General features: G+C 39.4%; 17 protein-coding genes. 2 read left to right on the forward strand and 15 right to left on the reverse strand.

Annotation, left to right across the window (positions count from 1 at the left end; all coding sequences use genetic code 11):
- Window positions 1-391 precede the first annotated feature (391 nt).
- On the forward strand, window positions 392-1,729 hold the full coding sequence (locus NZ900_02480; protein ID MCS7232961.1) for a HAMP domain-containing histidine kinase: 1,338 nt from the start codon (window positions 392-394) through the stop codon (window positions 1,727-1,729).
- Between the two features lie 81 nt (window positions 1,730-1,810).
- A complete protein-coding gene (locus NZ900_02485; GenBank protein MCS7232962.1) occupies window positions 1,811-3,004 on the forward strand; it encodes a pyridoxal phosphate-dependent aminotransferase in 1,194 nt (397 codons plus the stop codon).
- Here NZ900_02485 and rpoD read toward each other — a convergent pair.
- The 15 genes from rpoD to NZ900_02560 all read right to left on the reverse strand — a co-directional run.
- Window positions 2,996-4,099, reverse strand: a complete 1,104-nt coding sequence (rpoD, locus tag NZ900_02490; protein MCS7232963.1) for an RNA polymerase sigma factor RpoD — start codon at window positions 4,097-4,099, stop codon at window positions 2,996-2,998. The two genes, NZ900_02485 and rpoD, sit on opposite strands and share 9 nt — an antisense overlap.
- Complete coding sequence (gene dnaG, locus NZ900_02495) at window positions 4,080-5,840, reverse strand: DNA primase (protein MCS7232964.1); 1,761 nt, start codon at window positions 5,838-5,840, stop codon at window positions 4,080-4,082. Before dnaG ends, rpoD begins: the two co-directional genes overlap by 20 nt.
- Window positions 5,841-5,931: 91 nt before the next feature.
- On the reverse strand, window positions 5,932-7,884 hold the full coding sequence (locus NZ900_02500) for a sodium-translocating pyrophosphatase (protein ID MCS7232965.1): 1,953 nt from the start codon (window positions 7,882-7,884) through the stop codon (window positions 5,932-5,934).
- A 21-nt stretch (window positions 7,885-7,905) separates the two neighbouring features.
- Window positions 7,906-8,967, reverse strand: coding sequence for a deoxyguanosinetriphosphate triphosphohydrolase (locus tag NZ900_02505; protein MCS7232966.1), 1,062 nt, complete (start codon window positions 8,965-8,967; stop codon window positions 7,906-7,908).
- Window positions 8,949-11,618, reverse strand: a complete 2,670-nt coding sequence (gene ppdK, locus NZ900_02510) for a pyruvate, phosphate dikinase (protein MCS7232967.1) — start codon at window positions 11,616-11,618, stop codon at window positions 8,949-8,951. The genes NZ900_02505 and ppdK overlap by 19 nt, the downstream gene beginning before the upstream one ends.
- On the reverse strand, window positions 11,590-12,438 hold the full coding sequence (locus NZ900_02515; protein MCS7232968.1) for a kinase/pyrophosphorylase: 849 nt from the start codon (window positions 12,436-12,438) through the stop codon (window positions 11,590-11,592). Before NZ900_02515 ends, ppdK begins: the two co-directional genes overlap by 29 nt.
- A 2-nt stretch (window positions 12,439-12,440) precedes the next feature.
- Entirely contained in the window at window positions 12,441-14,495 is a 2,055-nt protein-coding gene (gene glyS, locus NZ900_02520; GenBank protein ID MCS7232969.1) for a glycine--tRNA ligase subunit beta, read from the reverse strand.
- Between the two features lie 13 nt (window positions 14,496-14,508).
- The gene (glyQ, locus tag NZ900_02525) at window positions 14,509-15,381 is read right to left on the reverse strand and encodes a glycine--tRNA ligase subunit alpha (protein MCS7232970.1); all 873 of its coding nucleotides are present in this window, start codon (window positions 15,379-15,381) and stop codon (window positions 14,509-14,511) included.
- On the reverse strand, window positions 15,356-16,060 hold the full coding sequence (recO, locus tag NZ900_02530; protein ID MCS7232971.1) for a DNA repair protein RecO: 705 nt from the start codon (window positions 16,058-16,060) through the stop codon (window positions 15,356-15,358). The genes glyQ and recO overlap by 26 nt, the downstream gene beginning before the upstream one ends.
- A gap of 39 nt (window positions 16,061-16,099) precedes the next feature.
- A complete protein-coding gene (gene era / locus NZ900_02535) occupies window positions 16,100-17,011 on the reverse strand; it encodes a GTPase Era (protein ID MCS7232972.1) in 912 nt (303 codons plus the stop codon).
- A gap of 156 nt (window positions 17,012-17,167) precedes the next feature.
- The gene (locus NZ900_02540) at window positions 17,168-18,202 is read right to left on the reverse strand and encodes a DUF881 domain-containing protein (protein MCS7232973.1); all 1,035 of its coding nucleotides are present in this window, start codon (window positions 18,200-18,202) and stop codon (window positions 17,168-17,170) included.
- Complete coding sequence (locus tag NZ900_02545) at window positions 18,135-18,806, reverse strand: DUF502 domain-containing protein (GenBank protein ID MCS7232974.1); 672 nt, start codon at window positions 18,804-18,806, stop codon at window positions 18,135-18,137. The genes NZ900_02540 and NZ900_02545 overlap by 68 nt, the downstream gene beginning before the upstream one ends.
- On the reverse strand, window positions 18,793-20,061 hold the full coding sequence (locus tag NZ900_02550) for a hemolysin family protein (protein MCS7232975.1): 1,269 nt from the start codon (window positions 20,059-20,061) through the stop codon (window positions 18,793-18,795). The genes NZ900_02545 and NZ900_02550 overlap by 14 nt, the downstream gene beginning before the upstream one ends.
- Window positions 20,062-20,089: 28 nt before the next feature.
- Entirely contained in the window at window positions 20,090-20,536 is a 447-nt protein-coding gene (gene ybeY / locus NZ900_02555) for an rRNA maturation RNase YbeY (GenBank protein MCS7232976.1), read from the reverse strand.
- On the reverse strand, window positions 20,454-20,931 hold a 478-nt coding region (locus NZ900_02560), incomplete at its 5' end, for a phosphohydrolase (GenBank protein ID MCS7232977.1). The genes NZ900_02560 and ybeY, both read right to left, overlap by 83 nt.

The following is a 20,931-nucleotide window of genomic DNA, read 5'->3' on the forward strand; positions in this document are numbered from 1 at the left end:
ATCCGGATTTTTCCCCTTAGTCCTTTCAAGCAAAGCCCTTACTTTATCCCTGTTCGCTTCAGGATCCCCCAATTTGACATCAAACTGAAGCAAGGCAACTTTAAGCAATTTAATCCCTCCCTTTTAAATCTTAAACACCTATACTTATTATAACACTTATCGAAACGCAGTATAGCACAAAGAATAACCAATAAATTAATATATTAAATAGACAAAATTAGCACAAGTTATTTATTTGTTAACATTTACAGCTTTTCTATAGACATTATTAACGATATATGTTATAATTTATAGCATTGTGTGGAGCAAGGTTAAAGCTAGCATCGGAACAAGAATAACAATATTAGCCATACTAGTCGTTATATTATTCGTGGTCTCGGGATTCATAGAATTGAAGACGCTAAGACAAGGAAACGAGACGATGGAATTGCTTTCCTCAGAGAGGATATCCCTGGGGTATATAAAAATTCTTACAAATTATTTTGAAGAACATTATCGAGACCTTGAAATAATAGCTTCCGTTAAGGAAAGCTGGTTACCCTTCGCAGAGAGAAGACTTAATCTAACGGAAGGACTCCTTGAGATATTAAGGGAATCAAATCTCTTAGAGAAAAGATTTTTCGAGGCATTCCATAACCTTAAGAGGGCATTCCTTAACCTAAAGAGATCTATAACAAACGAAAATCTTCAAGAGTGCGTAAGGCTAGTAAACTATATATTAAGTTCCCTCAGAGAGCTAACACAACAAAAGGAAGGTTATATGACTACAGCTATGATAAACTTTACCAAAGCCCTTAACAAGGCTCACAGGCAAAGCCTGATTTTATTCAGCGTAGGGATTCCTGTAATACTTTTAATTGCATACCTCATAGTTATTGAGAGCAGACGCATGAACCTAACGTTAATAAACTATCTTAGGGATATAGCACTTAAGATTAAAAGCGGATCCTTCCCTATAGTTACATATAACCCACTAACTCGCTTGCCAGAAGGAGAAAGGCTTGCCATATACATAAATGATCTTATAAACCAGGTTAATGAAAGCGTTAAAAGAATTAATGAGCTCAGTGAAGCAAGAACCTCTTTCTTAGCGATTGCCTCTCATGAACTTAAAACTCCGTTAACCTCAATAATAGGCTATTCAGAGATACTGCTCGAAAGAGAAAATCTCTCACAAGAGGAGAAAAGGGCATTAAGTATAATAAACTCTCAAGCACACAAGCTATCAAATACAATAGAAAGAATGCTTATTTACTCTACACTTGACTCCTCAATCAACCTAGAAGAAATAGATCTCAGAGAGATAATTTTAAAGCTACAGCAAGAGGTAAAAGCAAAAATTGATAAAAAGAGGCTAACTTTTAAGATAAATATGCCAGAAAAAAGGCTTTCCATTAGGTCAGATCCCTATAGAGTAGATATCGCCTTAAGAGAGATTTTAGATAATGCTATCAAGTTCACAGAGGAGGGAGAAATAACTTTAACAGTTAAAGATGATGAGGAGTATATAATTATAGAGGTAGAAGATAGCGGTCCAGGGATAAAGGAAAAAAGAGAAATTATATTTGAGCTTTTTGCCCAAGGAGAGGGCTTTCTTAAAAGAAAGCACGAGGGAATAGGATTAGGGTTACCATTAGCTCTACGTGCCTTAAGTGGGATAGGTAACCTTAGCTTTGAGAGTAAAGAAAAGGGAAGTAAATTTTGTATTAAAATATTAAAGAGATGTTGAAAAAGTCATGGAATAACGGTATGATAAGAATAAGAAGATACTATTGAGGGAAAAGGCGTCTACTTTAGGGGGTGGAAAGCCTTGATAAGGTTAGCAAGCAGGCTTGGTTCAGTAGAACCTTCTGCAACTTTAGCTATAACAGCCTTAGCTGGAAAAATGAAAAGGGAAGGGAAAAATGTTATAAGTCTTTCCGCTGGAGAACCTGATTTTCCTACACCGAGGAACGTAAAAAATGAAGCTTTAAGAGCTATTGAAGAGGATTTCACTCACTACACTCCAGAGTCAGGAATACCTGAGCTTAAAGAAGCGGTAGCTAAAAGCTTTGAAAAAACATGGGGAATAAAATACAATTCCAGTGAAGTGATTATATCCAACGGAGCGAAACACGTCATATTTAACGCAATATTCGCTCTGTGTGACGAAGGAGATGAAATTATAGTTATAACCCCCGCATGGGTTAGCTATATAGAGCAAATAAAGCTTGCCGGTGGAAAACCAGTTATAGTGGAAACAAAAGAAGAAAACGATTTTATACCAAATCCCAAAGACATAGAAAGAAATATAACTAGTAAAACTAAGGCTATTATAATAAACAGTCCTCATAATCCAACAGGGACAGTCTATCCAAGGGATGTTTTAATTGAAATAGCAAAAATAGCCACATCTAGAGGAGTGTTCGTGATTAGCGATGAAATATACGATAAACTCTCATATGATGAAGAGAGCATCCCCCTAGTTTGCTTATTGCCAGAAGCTAAAGATAATATTCTTATAGTAAATGGAGCCTCTAAGGCTTATGCTATGACTGGTTGGAGAATAGGATGGGGATTAGGACCTGCAGACCTAATTAAGGCAATGGGAATTATCCAAGGGCATATGACCTCTAATCCTTGCTCTATATCTCAAAGGGCCGCTTTAGAGGCAGTTAAAGGACCACAAGAAACGGTAGATAAAATGGTAAGAGAGTTTAGGGAGCGCCGCAATTTAATATGCTCTCTCCTTGAGGAAGCCCCACATATTAGCTTTAGAAAACCAAAGGGAGCGTTTTATCTTTTTATAAATATAACTGAAGCATTAGGTAAGAAGTATAAAAACGAGGTTATCAACGATGATATAACCTTCTCAAGAAAACTACTTGAAGAAAAACTTGTAGCAATTGTTCCAGGAACAGCCTTTGCCGCTCCCGGATATATAAGAATATCTTATGCAGCCTCAAGAAAGGATATAGAAGAGGCTTGTAAGAGAATAAAGGAGTTCTTAAAAGAACTAATCTAAGAAGTCCTTTAATCTCTTACTACGAGTAGGATGTCTGAGTTTCCTTAAAGCTTTTGCTTCTATCTGCCTTATCCTTTCTCTTGTAACACCAAAGCGCTTTCCTACCTCTTCTAAAGTAGAGGGTCTTCCATCTTCGAGCCCAAACCTTAACTTTAATACTTCCCTTTCCCTCTTAGAAAGGGTATTCAATATGGTTTCTAGCTGCTCTTTGAGAAGTTGCTTCGCTGCAGCCTCAGAGGGAGAGGGTATTGTCTTTTCTTCTATAAAGTCACCAAGGTGACTATCCTCCTCCTCACCTATAGGAGTCTCTAAAGATATAGGCTCTTGAGCAACTTTCAGTATCTCTTCTATCTTATCAGGAGGCATATTCATAGCTTCAGCTAATTCCTCAGTAGTAGGCTCTCTACCAAGTTCCTGCACAAGTTGCCTTGAAATTCTCGTAAGCTTATTAATAGTTTCAACCATATGAACGGGAATTCTTATAGTTCTCGCTTGATCGGCTATGGCTCTTGTTATAGCTTGTCTTATCCACCAGGTAGCGTATGTGCTAAACTTATATCCCTTTCGCCAGTCAAATTTTTCAACAGCCCTTATAAGTCCAAGGTTGCCCTCTTGAATAAGATCCAAGAATAGCATACCTCTACCTATATATTTCTTAGCTATACTCACCACAAGCCTGAGATTAGACTCTATGAGCTTCCTCTTGGCCTCTACATCTCCTTGTTCCATTCTCTTAGCGAGCTCCACCTCTTCTTCAGCAGTTAAAAGAGGTATCTTCCCTATCTCTTTAAGATACATCCTAACAGGATCATCAAGTGCTATTTCCTCTCCTATTTCCAGCTCTTTATCCAGATCTTCAAGAGATATCTCTTCTTTACCCGGAAGAGGACCTACTTTTTCATAAGTCTCAGGAGAATCTACAACATCTATACCCATTTCCATAAGATTCATATAAATATCATCAAGCTCATTAGGAGAAATACTATCCTTACCTAAAATCTCATCTATCTCATCATAAGTGACATACCCTTTACCTTTACCCTCCTCTAAAAGGGCTTTAACTATATCAAGTTTCTTAGAAACCTCTTCTCCCATTACCAAGGCACCTCCCCTTCTGAAGCTCCTTCAAAAGTTTCAAATATTCACTATATAAAGACGGAGGAAGCATGCCCTCCTTTCTTAATTTCTCCTCAATTTCATCAAGCCTCTTTCTAACCCTACGAGAAAGCAGAGATCTTAGTAATCCTTCAAAGTAAAGTTCAATTTTGTTTTCACTACAAGGTAAATCTTTTAAAATCAGATAGGATACCAATCCGCTTAAATCCTCTTTTCCCTCAGCTTCCTCCATTATTTTATATTCGCTATAACCTTCCAAAATCCTTTCAGCTATCCATCTTATTTTCTCATCCTCGAAAAGATCCAAACCGCCATATTCTAAAAATTTATTCTTAAACCCTGGGTTTTTCATCAAAACCAGGATGGCATCCTCCTCAGCCTTTTGAAAACCGCTTTTAGAGGATGTCTGAGGAAGATACGTTTTTACCTTACTTTTCTTAATCTTAGATGAAAGAACCTTTTTGATCGAGTTTTCAGAGAGACCTAGTTTTTCTGAAAGCTTCGGAATAACAAATGACCTGTCGATATCAGAAAGCTCTAGGAGAAAATCTATGCCCCTTTTAAGAGCAATCCTCTTACTCTCTATATTTGAAGGGTCAAAATCTTTAAAAATCGCATCAAGCCTGAAGTCCCAGAAGTTAGAAGCATTTTCAAGAAGACTAATAAAAGCCTCTCCTCCGTATCTAGAAACAAATTCGTCAGGATCCATTCCAGAGGGGATACTTACAACCCTCACCTCAAGGCCTTTACTAACAAGCAAAGATACCCCTCTTATAGTAGCAGACTCACCAGCAAAATCCGCATCATAAGCTACAAACACTTTACCAACATGACGAGCTATAGTATTAACTTGAGCCTCGGTAAGAGATGTACCCAGAGAAGCAACAACAAAACGGATCCCTGCCTGAAAAAGCTTTATCATGTCCATATATCCTTCCACTAAAACCAGTTCACCACAAGATTTAATATAGTTTAACGCCTTATCAAGACCAAATAAGATCCTTTTTTTACTAAAAATCAACGTTTCAGGGGAATTAAGATATTTGGGCTCTTCTCCCTCAAGGCTTCTTCCTCCAAACCCAAGAATCCTGCCCCGTTCATCACATATAGGGAACATAATCCTTCCCCTGAACTTATCATAACAGCGTCCATCCAAATAAATTGTTGCAAGACCAGCACGGGAAAGCTCTTCTGGGTAAAAGCCCTTATCAACCATAAAGTTTGTTAACGCATCACCTGAAGAGGGAGAATAGCCTATTCTGAAGGCTTTTATAGTTGAGCTTTCCAGACCTCTTCTTTTCAAATAGGATAAAGCCTCACTGCCCTCCTCGCTCCAAAGCTTGGATTCAAAAAAACTCGCTGCAAGTTCATTAAGTTTATAGAGCTTCTCACGCTCCCGGGCTTCCCGAGTCAGAGTCGATGGATCAAGCTCTTTTAAAGATATCCCCGCTCTCTCAGCTAACCTCAAAACCGCATCCTGAAAGGATGTTTTCTCAATTCTCATTATGAAACCTATCACATCTCCACCTACACCACAACCAAAGCAGTGAAAAATTTGCTTGTCAGGACTAACAATAAAGGAAGGGGTCTTTTCAGAATGAAACGGACAAAGAGCTTTATAATTTTTACCAGCTTTCTTTAAACTAACATACTCCGATATTACATCAACTATATCATTCCTTTTCCTAACCTCTTCAATTAACTCTGAATAAATCTTCAATTTTAGAATGACCTCCTAAAGACAATTAGAGGGGACTCCAACCCAAGGTTGAAGCCCCCCTTAAAAACAAAGTAAGAGAGTGTTAGTTCAGTTAAAACAGGTTTGCAAATACTAGTGCTATTATAGACATAAGCTTTATTAAGATATTAAGAGATGGACCAGCCGTATCCTTAAACGGATCTCCAACGGTATCTCCGACCACAGCCGATGCGTGGGTCGGAGTCCCTTTCCCTCCAAAATGTCCCTCTTCTATGTATTTCTTAGCATTATCCCATGCTCCACCAGCATTGGCCATAAACACCGCAAGAAGAACACCAGTAACAATTGAACCAGCCAAAAGCCCTCCTAACGCTTCCTTACCAAGTAAAAATCCAACTATTAAAGGAGACACTATAGCCATTACTCCAGGAACTATCATCTTTCTCAAGGCTCCTGCTGTACTTATATCTATACATTTATTATAGTCGGGTTTAGCTCTACCTTCAAGGAGACCTGGTATCTCTCTAAATTGTCTACGAACTTCCTCAACCATAAAATAAGCAGCCCCACCAACGGCCTCTATTGCAAAAGCACAGAAGAGGAAGGGAAGCATACCACCGATGAAAGCCCCTACTATAACTTTAGGAGAAACAAGAGATATAACTTTAAGATCAACAGCAGTAGTATAAGCAGAGAAGAGAGCTAATGCAGTGAGAGCAGCAGAACCTATAGCAAGCCCTTTACCTATAGCAGCAGTCGTATTCCCAACCGCATCCAACCTATCAGTTATCTTCCTAACCTCAGAAGGGAGACCAGCCATTTCAGCTATACCACCAGCATTATCAGCAATAGGCCCATAAGCGTCAACAGAAAGATTCATACCCGTCAAGGAAAGCATTCCTACCGCTGAAATAGCTATGCCATAGAGTCCACCAAAGTAGTAGGACACCAATATTGCACCAGACAGTACAAGTACCGGTAAGGCGGTACTCTTCATCCCAACAGCTATACCCATCAGTATATCGGTAGCCGCTCCTGTCTGAGCAGATTCCGCTATCTTTTTAACCGGATTGTAAAGAGAAGAAGTATAATACTCCGTTAAAAGCCCTATAGCTATACCAGCTATATCGCCTGCAACTACAGCCCAGAAAAGATTCAAACTATCAAACATAAACCTTGTTACAAAGAAACTAGCCACTATGATAAGAATACCAGTCACATAAGTTCCTCTCCTTAGAGCAAGTTGCGGATCTTCATCCTTTCTTATTCTCACAAAGTAAGTCCCTATTATGGCAGAAATTATACCAATCGCTGACAGTATTAAGGGGTAAGCTACACCCTTTATACCGTAAACAACAGCTCCCACTATCATAGCCGCTATTATAGAGTTAACATAGGATTCAAAGAGATCCGCCCCCATACCAGCTATATCTCCAACATTATCTCCAACGTTATCCGCTATAACAGCAGGATTTCTTGGATCGTCTTCCGGTATACCAGCTTCAACCTTACCAACGAGGTCAGCACCCACATCTGCTGCTTTTGTATAAATACCTCCTCCAACACGAGCAAACAAAGCTATAGAACTTGCACCAAAACCAAAGCCGTTTATTATGTTGGGATCTCCGAATATGGAGTAAAGAACCGCAACGCCTAAGATACCAAGCCCCACAACTGACATTCCCATAACCGTCCCGCCTAAGAAAGCAATCCTTAACGCAGGAGCAACCCCCTGGGTCGCAGCATAGGCAGTTTTACCATTAGTTTTTGTAGCTATATTCATACCTACAAAACCTGCTAAGGCAGAACAGAAAGCACCACAAATAAAGGATATAGCAGTATTAATATTGACCTTCCACGCCAAAATTGCAGTCACAATGATAACGAATGGAACTAGAACCTTATACTCCCTGAATAGAAAAGTCATAGCTCCTCCGTGAATTATATTTGATATCTCTTGCACTTTCTCAGGCCCAGGATCAGCACTCCCCACCCTTTTAGCGGCATATGCCGCAAATATTAGAGCTAAAACGCCAGAAACAATAGAGAACATCAAAACTCCCATTCTAAAAAGCACCTCCTATATTTAGATGTTATACCACGCTTCACTCCTCCAAGGATGGGGGAGAAGAAGCTCATTAAATACCTGTAAGGCATACCTATCGGTCATCCCAGCTATATAATCAAGTACTACCCTTTCCTTCTCCTCAAAATTTAAAGCTTTTCTAAAGCTTTCTGGCAGATGTTCAGGGTGATCAAGGAAAAACTCATAAAGTCCTTTAAGCATATAAGAAACCCGAGGGCGCTCCCTCTGAGCTATATCACCTATGTAAACCCTTTCGTAAAGGAACTTTCTTAAATCCTCCATAGCCACTAAAACTTCCTTGCTTAGCGAAATCTCTCCCTTATCTAAACTCTGCTCCACACAATCTTTAACCATTCTATCTATCCTTTCTCCATGAGTGCTTCCAAGAAAAAGGATGGTTTCTTTCGGAAGATCCTCTATCGAAACTAAACCCGCTCTTATGGCATCATCAAGATCGTGATTCAAATATGCTATACAGTCTGAAATTCTAACTACCATTCCTTCAAGAGTCAAGGGGGAATCCAGGGAAAACCCAAGACTAAAATCTACCTGCCCTTTAGAGTGTTTCAATATCCCATCCCTAACCTCTATAGTTAGGTTTAAGCCATTACCATCTCTTTCCAACTTATCAACGACCCTTAAGCTCTGTTCCGCGTGCTTAAATCTCCCAAAACCTGCCTCTTTTGCTATCTCATCTAGTACCTCTTCACCCATATGTCCAAAGGGAGTATGTCCAAGGTCATGCCCTAAGGCTATCGCCTCTGTCAAATCCTCGTTAAGACGTAAGGCTCTTGATATCGTCCTGGCTATTTGAGCAACCTCTAAGGTATGAGTTAATCTCGTTCTATAGTGATCACCTTGTGGAGATAAAAGAACCTGGGTCTTATACTTTAGCCTTCTAAACGACTTAGAGTGAATTATTCTATCTCGATCCCGCTGATAACAAGTTCTTAAATCACATTCGCGCTCAGGCTTTAGTCTACCTCTGCTATTTTTAGATAAAGCTGCATATTTAGATAGAATTCTCTCCTCTAAACTTTCAGTTATTTGTCTGATAACCATTCTTTCCCATCTTCGTTCAACTTAGCATGAGCAGCAGCCATTCGAGCCACTGGAACCCTAAAGGGTGAACAACTTACATAATTTAAACCTATTTGATGACAAAACTCTATAGATGAGGGCTCTCCGCCATGTTCGCCACATATTCCTATTTTAAGATTAGGTCTCGTTCTTCTACCTTTCTCAACAGCTATCTTCATTAAGGCTCCTACTCCATCTCTATCCAAAACCTCAAACGGGTTATTATTAAGGATCTTCTTATCTATATATTGAGGCAGGAATTTACCCTCCACATCATCCCTAGAGAAACCAAAAACGGTCTGAGTTAGGTCATTCGTACCGAAGGAGAAGAACTCAGCATATTTCGCTATCTCATCAGCCGTAAGAGCCGCCCTAGGCAACTCTATCATTGTACCAACATGGTACTCGACTCTAACGCCAGCCTTAGCCATCTCCTCTTCGGCGACCTTAACAACCATTTCTCTAAGAATTTCCATCTCCCTCCAATGACCAACTATAGGAAGCATAACATCGGGAAGAACATTATAACCCTCCTTAACTAGCCTCGTGGCCGCCCTGAAAATAGCCCTGACCTGCATCTCGTAAATTTCCGGATATACCACACCTAACCTGCAACCCCTAAAACCTAGCATTGGATTAGCTTCCTGAAGAGCTCTGACCCTCTTTAGAAGCTCTTTCTTCTCTTCTATCAAGGAAGCGTTCTTTATAGGATCTTTATTAAGTTCTATCATCTCCTCAAGGATTTCCCTCTCCTTAGGAAGGAACTCATGAAGCGGTGGATCAAGAAGCCTTATAGTTACAGGATATCCTTCCATCGCCTTTAGTATCTCATAGAAGTCCCCCTCTTGCATAGGTAAAATTTCACTCAGAGCTTTTTCCCTTTCTTCTCTCGTAAAGGCCATAATCATCCTTTTAACCGCAGGAAGCCTATCTTCAGCCATGAACATATGCTCAGTACGACACAAACCTATACCCTTAGCACCAAACTCTCTTGCTCTTCTTGCATCTTCAGGCGTATCAGCGTTAGCCCAAACCTGAAGGCGAGCTATATCATCAGCCCAAGAAAGCAGCTCTTTAAACTCGGCACTCATCGCAGGTTCAACCATCGGAACTTCACCTAATATAACTATACCTCTACTGCCATCTATAGTTATTACATCACCTTTCTTAACAACCACATCATCCACACTAAATACTTCTTTCTCAAGGTCTATAACTATAGCCTCACATCCAACAACGCACGGTTTGCCCATACCTCGAGCCACAACCGCCGCATGGCTTGTCATTCCTCCCCTGCTTGTTAAGATACCTTGAGCGGCAAACAACCCATGAATATCATCAGGCGTCGTCTCAGGTCTAACAAGAATAACCTTCTCACCCTTGCTTCCTAACTCGCTAGCCTCATCAGCGCTAAACACAACCTTACCACAAGCAGCACCTGGAGAAGCAGGTAACCCTCTTGCTAACACATCATATTTAGCGTTAGGATCCACCTGCCTATGAAGAAGAGTTTCCACATGCTTTGGAGAAACCATCCTTACAGCAGTTGCTTTATCTATGATCCCCTCTTTAACCATATCCACAGCAATCTTAACAGCTGCCTGAGCAGTCCTTTTACCAGATCTCGTCTGGAGAAGGTAAAGTTTGCCCTTTTCAACTGTGAATTCTATATCCTGAATATCCTTGTAGTACCTCTCAAGCTGATCACAGACCTTCTTCAATTCCTCGTATATTTCAGGCAACGCATCTGCCATTTTCTCTATAGGAAGAGGAGTTCTTATACCCGCAACCACATCCTCCCCTTGAGCATTAAGCAAAAATTCTCCATATATTTTCTTTTCACCTGTTGAGGGGTTTCTCGTAAAGGCAACACCAGTACCAGAGTCATTGCCTCTATTACCAAAAACCATAGTCTGGACGTTAACAGCAGTTCCCATATCTTCAGATATACCATGAATTTTCCTGTATACCTTTGCCCTCTCATTGTTCCAGGATTTAAAGACCGCCTCTATAGCCATAAAAAGCTGTTCCCAAACATCTTGCGGAAATTCTCTACCTGTTTCTTGTTTTACTAAAGCCTTATAATCATCTATTACCTTTTTCCATGTTTCAGCATCAACCTCTGGATCGTACTTAACTCCTTTCTCTTTCTTCCACTTTTCTATAATGTGTTCGAATTTCTCATGCGGAATACCCATAACAACGTTCCCAAACATCTGAATGAACCTTCGGTAGCTATCGTAAGCAAATCTCTCATCCCCTGTTTGAGCTATAAGCCCAACAACCGTTTTATCATTCAAACCAAGATTAAGAATAGTATCCATCATCCCAGGCATAGAAACTGGAGCACCAGATCTAACTGAAACCAAAAGTGGATTATTCACATCCCCGAACTTCTTGCCAGTTTTACTCTCAAGAATTTTCATCTTTTCCCTAACCTCAGGTTTAATCTCTTCTAAAACACCCTCTGCGTTTCTAAGATATCTTCTACAAACCTCTGTGGTTATCGTAAAGCCTGGGGGAACGGGTAAGCCAGCCTTTGTCATCTCAGCAAGTCCTGCGCCTTTACCTCCAAGGAGATCTCTAAGCTTTTCGCTCCCTTCCTCAAACAGATATATCAGCTTTTCTGACATCCAGGAGCCCCCTCCTCTCAAGGTAATATATTATTTCATGGGCCGTCTCTTCTATAGCCCTATTAGTGACATTTATTATAGGAACCCCAAGCCTTCTCATCACACTTTCAGCATATTCAAGTTCCTCAATCACCCTCTCAAGCTTAACATAGTTTACGTCTGGCGCTAAGCCCATGAGCCTAAGTCTCTCCTGTCTTATATGAACAAGCTTTTCAGGCTCAATTGTTAACCCTACTATCCTTCTTCTCTCAACCTCCAATAGCTCTTTGGGGATGGTAATTTCAGGAACAAGAGGAACATTAGCAGCAAATATTCCCCTATATGCAAGATACATAGAAACAGGTGTTTTAGAAGATCTAGAAACTCCTATAATTACCACATCAGCATTTTTAATTCCAGGAAGATATCTGCCGTCATCACATTTTACGGCAAACTCTATAGCTCGTATTCTCCTAAAATATGCCTCATCCATCCTCCTTAATAAACCAGGTTTCCCACTTGCTTTGGCCCCAGAAACCCTTTCAAACGCTTCTATTAAGGGGCCAAGAATGTCAACTTCGATTATGCCTCTTTCCTTAGCCCTATTAGCTAGATACGCTCTTAGCTCTGGAGATGCCAATGTATAAATTACTAAAGAGGTCTCCTCATCAAAAGCCCTATTTATAACCTCATCAACTTTATCTTCAGTCTGAATATGAGGAAACCTCTCTATATCATAGTCAGTGCCCTCAAACTGCGATAAAGCAGCCTTACAGACTAACTCCGCTGTTTCCCCTGTAGAATCAGAAAGAATAAAGATTTTCATCCTTTTATCTTTCATAGCTACACCGCCAAAATAGATATTACCCCTACTCTCTCGACAAACTCCCTTATAGAGGTTAGTAACCTTAACCTATTTAACCTGAGACTTTCCTCAGGAGACATAACAAGAACCTTATCAAAGAAAGCATTTATATAATCAGTTAAGGGGAAAAGGGTTTCCAAAAACTTGTCATATTCACCCTTAAGAAAGGCAGGTTCAGCTTTTTCTTTAATCTCAAAAAATGCCTCATAAAGCATCCTCTCAGCATCCTCAATTAGAAGATCTTTATTAATCTCTCCATTTACACTTACTCCTCTAAGAATATTAACAACCCTAACAAAAGCAGAAACAAAGCGCTTAAAGTCATCTTTAAAAGAAAGGTCATTAAGAACATATACCCTTCTAAGAAGATCATAAGGTTTATACCAACCAGAGGCCATGGCAGCTTCAATCACAGAGTGAGTAAAACCTCTTTCTCTTAACTGATTAGCAATTCTGCTCTTTAAAAACTCAAGAACCTCCGTTTTGACCTCTTCAGGAGCTTTAAGAAGCTCCGCCCCACGAGAAACAATATGCTCAAGAGATAAATTTAAACCCCTTTGCCATATTATCTCATTAATAGCACGAGCTTGTCTTCGCAAACCATAGGGATCTTGAGAACCGGTTGGTGCCAATCCAACCATAAAGCAAGAAAGAATCGTATCTATTTTGTCAGCTATACCAACAATGATACCTGTCCATGTTTTTGGAAGCTCATCGCCCGCAAAGCGCGGAAGATAGTGTTCAAATATCCCAAGTGCAACCTCTTCAGGCTCCCCAGACTTTAAAGCATATTCCTTACCCATTATTCCCTGAAGCTCGGGAAATTCACCAACCATATCAGTTACAAGATCAGCCTTAGCAAGATAAGCGGTCCTTAAAACAATCTCATGTGTGGCAGGAAAACCAAGTAATGAATTTATATCCAAAGCTAGGGTTCTTATCCTTTCCATTTTATCATACATGGTACCAACCTTCTCTAAGAAGACAATGCCTTTAAGCAAAGGAACCCTTTCCTCAAGCGACTTCTCAAGATCTTTTTTGTAGTAAAAATCAGCATCTTCAAATCGAGCCTCCAAAACTCTATTATATCCTTCGATTATAGAGTCCATGACCGAAGCCCTGTTGTTACTAACAGCTATAAAGTAGGGAAGAAGTCTGCCGTCCTCCGAATATACCGGGAAATATCTTTGATTCACTTTCATAACCATAACAAGAACTTCACTGGGTAACCTTAAAAACTCTTCCCTGAAACTACCCTTAACAACCACCGGATACTCTGTTAAAAACACATTCTCCTCTAAAAGATCGTTATCTATAAGCTCCTTTCCCCCCGCCTCTCTCTGAAGCTTTTTAACCCCCTCTTCTATTATCCTTTTCCTTTTAGACTGATCAAATATTACAAACTCTCTTTCGAGGCTTGAAAAGAAATCGCTTACACTCTTAACTTCAAATTCGCCCCTACCCATAAATCTATGACCACGAGTTTTTCTTCCACTCTTAATACCGTCAAGCTCAAATTCAACAACCTCGCTCCCATATAAAGCTAAAAGCCAACGTATAGGCCTTAAAAATCTTAAATTACCCTTCCAACGCATAGATTTAGGAAGCGATAAAGACAAAACAATTTTAGGAAGAAGCTCTTTAAGCACATCTATTGTATTTCTACCCTTATATCTTTTAATAGCAAAGACATACTCCCCTTGATCCGTTTCTTTAACAACTAAATCCTCCACCTTAACTCCCTTACTCCTTGCAAAGCCTATAGCCGCTTGTGTAGGGATCCCCTGAGGATCAAAAGCTATCCTTCTTGATGGTCCCCTTATTTCCTCAACTAACTCTTCCTGCTCTTCATGTAGTTCAGTTACAAAAAGTATAAGCCTCCTGGGGGTCCCAAAGGTTTTGACCTCATTATACTTAAGTCGTTCATCCCTAAAACTTAAAATGACTTTTTCCCTTAAATCCTCAAGTAAATTGGGCATGCTCTTAGCAGGTAGCTCCTCCGTGCCTATCTCAAAAACCAAATCCCTGGCCATTTTTACGCCCCCCTTAAAACTTATTAAGTAATGGGAAACCCATATCCTCTCTCTGCCTTATATAAGCCAAGGCGCATTTTCTCGCAAGATTTCTAACCCTAGATATATAGTGGGTCCTCTCAGCTACGCTTATAGCCCCTCTCGCATCGAGAAGATTGAAAGTGTGGGAACACTTTAGAACATAGTCATAGGAAGGCAAAACAAGGCCCTTCTCAATAAGCCTTTCTGATTCCTTTTCATACATTTCAAACAATTTCCTAAGCATATTTACATCAGCCTCATCGAAGTTATAGATAGAGTATTCCACTTCTCCTCTATGATGTATATCACCATACGTAACAGATCCCACCCACTTAAGGTCGAAGACTGATTTCACCTTTTGTATAAACATGGCTATCCTTTCTATACCATATGTAAGCTCAACAGGTATCGGATCCAAATCTATTCCACCAACCTGCTGAAAGTAAGTAAACTGTGTAATCTCCATACCATCAAGCCATACCTCCCATCCCATACCCCAAGCACCAAGAGTAGGAGCCTCCCAATCATCCTCAACAAATCTAACATCATGTTCTTTAGGATCGATACCTAAAGCCTCCAGACTCTTTAAGTAAAGCTCTTGTATATCATCAGGTGCTGGCTTTAATATAACCTGATACTGGTAGTAATGTTGAAGCCTATTAGGATTCTCACCATATCTTCCATCCGTTGGACGGCGAGATGGCTCCACATAAGCAACACGCCAGGGCTCTGGCCCCAAAGACCTCAAAGTAGTTGCGGGATTCATGGTCCCCGCTCCAACCTCAATATCATAAGGTTGTTGAATAACACATCCTTGCTCTGCCCAGAACCTTTCAAGCCTAAATATCAATTCCTGAAAATTCAAATCTAACACCTCCTACTACCTTTTCAGAAAGTATCTTTAAATAAAGAGACGCCTCTTTCAAACCCTTCAAGTTATACCTCAGATCTTTAAAGAAAGCTAAGGGCATCTTCTGAATCTCTCCTAAAAGAGCTATTCCTTCAGCTCCAATTCTTAAACCATTAGCTTCAGAACAACTTCTACATAGAAGAAAGGGACCCTCAACTTTTATGAAAGCCTCTTTACTTATTTTACCACTACAATAAGAACATGTATCAAGCTTTGGTAAAAATCCTAAAAGGTCGAAGGCTTTTAAGGAGACAACCAATTCTAAGAGCAGAGGATCTGACCCTTCTTCAAGTAAATTAAGAAAATCAAGTGTAATGTCAAATAGCTTCGCTTCAGGAGCCTCATAGGGCAGAAGTTTGTTAAGCAGAGAAAAAAAAGATAAGCTAGATCTTAATCTTTTTAGAGAGCCTCTAACACTCAAGAAGGAATTCTTAACATCAAACTCTTTAAGATAAAAGTTGCTCCCCACAGAGTAATATATACTCATAAGACCATAATTTAAAGGCTCTATCGCTCCACCAAATCGATTAGGAAGCTTAACGCTACCTGGAGCTATAACAAGGAGCTTCCCTTTCTCTCGAGTAAAAACAAAGAGAAGTTTATCTAATTTAGATACCTTTCTGTTGAGAATTATAGACTCAACTTTTAGAAAGCGCTCTATCCCACTATAATATCACCCTTGGTATTCAGAAAATCCTAACCTCCTAACATCGCTCTCAGAAAGCCTCCAATCCTCCCTGACTTTAACCCATAACTCGAGAAACACTCTCTTATTACCCAATATGTGCTCTATCTCCTCCCTTGCCATTTTTCCTATTTTTTTAAGCATGTTTCCTCCCTTACCTATTACTATCTTCCTATGAGATTCTCTCTCTACATATATAGTAGCCCTTATATAGAATAAGTTTTTACCTTCTCTTTCTTCCATCTCCTCTATTACTACTGCCACCGAATAGGGTATCTCCTGATGAAGTTCCTCAAATAGTTTTTCCCTTATAACCTCTGCTATCATGAATCTTAAAGGCTGATCTGTAATCATATCCTCAGGATAAAGAAACTCCCCATCAGGGAGGTTTTGAAAAATCTTCTCAATAAGAACGTCAAGATTCGTTCCCTTAACAGCTGATATAGGTATGATCTCTCTAAAATAAAGCTTATCCTGGTATAGCTCTACTACACGCCAAAAGGCCTCTTTATAATCTAATAGATCTATCTTATTGATTAAAAGAAACTTTGGAGTATCCACCTTGCTAAGAATAGATATAATAATTTCATCCTCCTGCTTTAACTCACAATCGCTAGCCTCAACTACATACAGTATTAAGTCCACTCCTTCAAGAGCCTCTATGGCTATTTTTACCATCTCCTCACCTAAAAGATGTTTTGGCTTATGAATGCCAGGCGTATCTACAAAAACTATCTGACCTTCATCCCTTGTTAATATCCCTCTCACTTGAGTTCGAGTAGTTTGAGGTTTTGGAGAAACTATGGCAACTTTTTTACCAAGAAGGGCATTCATAAGTGTAGATTTTCCAACATTTGGCCTGCCAGCTAATGTAACGAATCCTGCCTTTTTCCTACTCATAGCTTTGACCTAAAAACAACAGCCTTATCAAACCTATTCTTCTCACACAATCTGTAAGGCTATAGCGTGTAATTTTAATATCACAACGCATAGAGACTCACCTATCCTTACCAAGAATGATAAAACTAGCCCTAAAATATTATTAATTTTCCTGCTTCAATTTCTATAACCAACTAATCTTATCCTTTCCTCTTTCGTTACTTCAATTTTAATCCCGAAAAGCCCTAAGCTTTTCTCTATTAGCTTAAGAGCGGATATTAAAACTTCAGGATCTCCAACCGCCCTTACAACTACAGGATCAACAGGAACAGGCCTATGATTAACAAGAATTATAGGCCCAACACATCTTATAGAGGTATGAGTAACCACCCTTTCATTTCCTATTTGAACACCAAGAGCACCAGCAGCAAACAATTCGTTAACTACATCCCTAAGATCGCTATCATGTATTATACTAGATTCCCCTTCTCTTTTTTTAGCATCATAAATTTTAATCGTTATTCCCTCTCCCTCTAACGGTGCAAAACCGGCAAGGCTTGCTATTGTCTCAAGACGCGTCTTTAAGCTATAAAGCTCAACTCTTAAGGCCTCAACTTTTTGCTTGAGGTAATCTTCATTAAGCAAGGTTACCTTCCCATCGCTTATCTCTATCCTAAAGGGAGAAACCACCCTATGAAACAAGGGATTTTCCTCTATCCTTAAGATAAGCTCTTGAGAAAGGATTCCATCCCTATCTTCCACTATAACCTTATCTCCACTTGGTGATCTTTTTATAACTATTTCCGTATCCCCTTTAAAATTCTTAATCTTAGGATCGGAAGAAAGCAGGTTTATAATTTCATTTAAGTGAAAATTCTTAGCTTCACTCATTATCGTCTCGTAAACCAATCCACCATGATATAAAATAGCGCTTAGCGTCTCCTCAGCTGTAGAGGCTGATTCACTTTCAAACCTAAGCTTAGCCAAAGCGCTTCTAACTGATGGATAATTCTGGACACCAAGTTGACTTGCCAAAAGCTGATAGTATTGAAGAAGAATCATAGCCATACCCTTAGCTTTTTTAAGCTCACCAATTTTACCTCCAAATCCCTCCGTACTCATAAACCTGAAGAAGAAAAACGTATTAAGAGCTAGAAGTATTAGAAGTAACCACAGTATCCAGTTCTCTCTTCCCTTTAAGCTCCCAAACATATCCCTCTTCCCCCAATAACTCTTTAGCCAAAACCCCTCCCGAAACTACTAATTTCAACGCCTGATTTACACTTATAGATAAGGGAATCGCTTCGCTCGACGGAATAAGCACCATAAAGCCAGAGGTTGGGTTAGGCGTAGTTGGAATGAAAACTATCATAATGTCCTCATCTTTAGAGGCTAATTTTCCACATCTTTTGCTTGTAACAAAGCCGATACAATACATCCCCTTTCTTGGAAACTCAACAAGCACAACTTCCCTAAAAGAAGACTCCCCTTTAACTAATATAACCTCAAGAATCTGCTTTACCGTCATGTAAATTCCCCTAACTAGGGGGATCATGGAAAGGAGACCCTCAAAAAAAGAAACAAGCCTTTTCCCTATATAGTTGGCGGTAAGCATACCTATTAAAATGGTTAATACAATTAAAAGCCCAAGAAATATAAAGCTTATCCCTGGAATCTGATAGCCAGTTATCTTAGGAACTATCTTCCCAAGATTCGCATCTATCCAAAGAAAGATCTGATAGAATACGTATAGAGTTATAGAAAACGGAACTACAAGTATAAGACCTGCAAAAAAGTAATGTCTAAGTTTCCTCATTTTTTTCTTCCTCTTTTGAAATCATAACCTTTCTAATCCTATTTTTCTTGACATCTATAACCTTCAGCTTTAATCCTTTAAAGCTAACCTCTTCCCCTGATTTAGGTATTCTACCAAATAGAGAAAACAACAAGCCTGCAACTGTATCATATTCCCGTTCATCTATCTCCATATCTGGCTCCATACCAAAAAGCTCAAGAAGTTCATCTAAATTCATCCTACCATCAACTATATAAGCATCGTCCCTTACTTTCTCTACCGAGGGAAGTTCTCTATCGTACTCGTCTTCGATTTCACCCACTATCTCTTCAAGTATATCCTCCATGGTAACAAGGCCAGCTGTTCCACCGTATTCGTCAACTACTATAGCTATATGAATTCTCTTTTGCCTTAATTCTTCAAATAGCTCTTTAACAGACTTAGTCTCTGGAACGAAATAGGGAACCCTTAATATATTTCCAACCTTCTCATCCCACTTAGCACTTGCCATTAACGGGATCAAATCCTTAGCATAGAGAATTCCTACTATGTTATCTATGTTGTTTTCATAAACGGGGATCCTTGAATGCCCATACTCACTTATAACCTTTACCGCATCCTTAACAGAAGTTGATGTTTCTAAACAAACCATATCGAGACGAGGGACCATTATCTCCCTTACAACCTTGTCTTCAAGATTTATAACGCTCCTTATCATCTTTCTCTCCTCTTCCTCGAGATCCACTTCCTCTTTCTTTGAGAGAAGCAACTCTAACTCCTCTCTCGTAATAAGAGGGAAAAGAAATCTCTTTTTGGGCCCCCCTAAAAGATCTACTATTTTAGAAAATATAAGTGCTACCGGATAAAAAATCAGTGACAAAAGATACATTAAATAAATGACTCTCTTTGAAATCCCATCTGCATATCTTAAAGCTATACCCTTTGGAGTTATCTCCCCAAACATAAGGATAACAAAGGTCATCAAACCTACCGCCAGGCCTATACCAATGTTAGGGAAAAGATTAAGCGACAAGGAAGTAGCTAAAGCAGACGCGGTTATATTAACTAAATTATTTCCTATTAAAATGGCCACAAGAACCTTTTGAGGATCATCTAAAAATGATTTCCAAGCTTTAGCCTTAGAAGGATCGTTTTTAATAAAACCAAGGATCTTCGTTTTACTTAAAGAAATAAGAGCTGTTTCTGAAGCAGAAAATAAAGCTGATAAAACAATACATAGTATCAATAAAACTATATTTGAACTCACAGACTCCATTTTCTAAGCCATTCCTCTCTTTGTCACATTATATCAGATACTCTTTTTCTTTTAAACGCATTTTTACGCTTTCCTCTTCAGAAACATGATCATATCCAAGAAGATGTAGTAATCCATGTATAACAAGTAGTTTAACCTCAGATGCAGAACTCCAACCTGCTTCTTTAGCCTGAGATAGAGCCCTATCTATAGAAACTATCACTTCCCCTAACACAGCAAAGGAACCATCCTTATCCACTTCATCCATCATAGGGAAAGATAAAACATCGGTAGAACCTTCCCTACCCGTATATGCCCGGTTTATAGGTATCATAGCCTCATCATCTACAAAAACCAAACTCACCTTAATCCTGGAAAGAGGAATATCTCCTCTATACTCCCTCTCCAAAATCCTACGAGCCGTTTCCCTTACTTCCTTCTGCGATAGGCCCGCCTTCTTTAGCAACTTCTTTGGATCGCTTATTAAAACCTTCAATTTCCTTTCCTCCCTCTGGATACTCTATTCTTGAATGATACATACCTCTTAAGACTTTAATAAAAGCGTAAACTATTTTTTCCAAGTCCTTGAAGGATAGGGGAGATTCAGAAAGCTGCCCATCTTCGATCTTCATCTTTATAACTTCCCTTACTAAACTTTCAAGCTTAGATGGGGTAAATTCCGATAAAGATCTCGCTGATGCTTCTATAGAATCCGCAAGCATAACTATAGCTGCCTCTTTAGTTTGAGGCTTAGGCCCAGGATACCTAAAATCATCAGGATTAACCTCCTCTCCCCTTTCTTCTTTAGCTTTATGATAGAAGTAAGATACTACCGTTGTCCCATGATGCTGAACAATTATATCAATTACAGCTTGAGGAAGCTTATACTCT

Source organism: Synergistota bacterium (assembly GCA_025060595.1).
Lineage (GTDB): Bacteria > Synergistota > GBS-1 > GBS-1 > GBS-1 > 42-11.

Excerpts from the sequence above, each read along its gene's own strand:
- rpoD (MCS7232963.1), bottom strand. The coding sequence starts at position 4,099 with ATGGGAGAAGAGGTTTCTAAGAAACTTGATATAGTTAAAGCCCTTTTA.
- NZ900_02500 (MCS7232965.1), bottom strand. The coding sequence starts at position 7,884 with ATGGGAGTTTTGATGTTCTCTATTGTTTCTGGCGTTTTAGCTCTAATA.
- NZ900_02540 (MCS7232973.1), bottom strand. The coding sequence starts at position 18,202 with ATGTTTGGGAGCTTAAAGGGAAGAGAGAACTGGATACTGTGGTTACTT.
- ppdK (MCS7232967.1), bottom strand. The coding sequence starts at position 11,618 with ATGTCAGAAAAGCTGATATATCTGTTTGAGGAAGGGAGCGAAAAGCTT.
- glyS (MCS7232969.1), bottom strand. The coding sequence starts at position 14,495 with ATGGCCAGGGATTTGGTTTTTGAGATAGGCACGGAGGAGCTACCTGCT.
- NZ900_02545 (MCS7232974.1), bottom strand. The coding sequence starts at position 18,806 with ATGAGGAAACTTAGACATTACTTTTTTGCAGGTCTTATACTTGTAGTT.
- NZ900_02505 (MCS7232966.1), bottom strand. The coding sequence starts at position 8,967 with ATGGTTATCAGACAAATAACTGAAAGTTTAGAGGAGAGAATTCTATCT.
- era (MCS7232972.1), bottom strand. The coding sequence starts at position 17,011 with ATGAGTAGGAAAAAGGCAGGATTCGTTACATTAGCTGGCAGGCCAAAT.
- NZ900_02550 (MCS7232975.1), bottom strand. The coding sequence starts at position 20,061 with ATGGAGTCTGTGAGTTCAAATATAGTTTTATTGATACTATGTATTGTT.
- NZ900_02515 (MCS7232968.1), bottom strand. The coding sequence starts at position 12,438 with ATGAAAGATAAAAGGATGAAAATCTTTATTCTTTCTGATTCTACAGGG.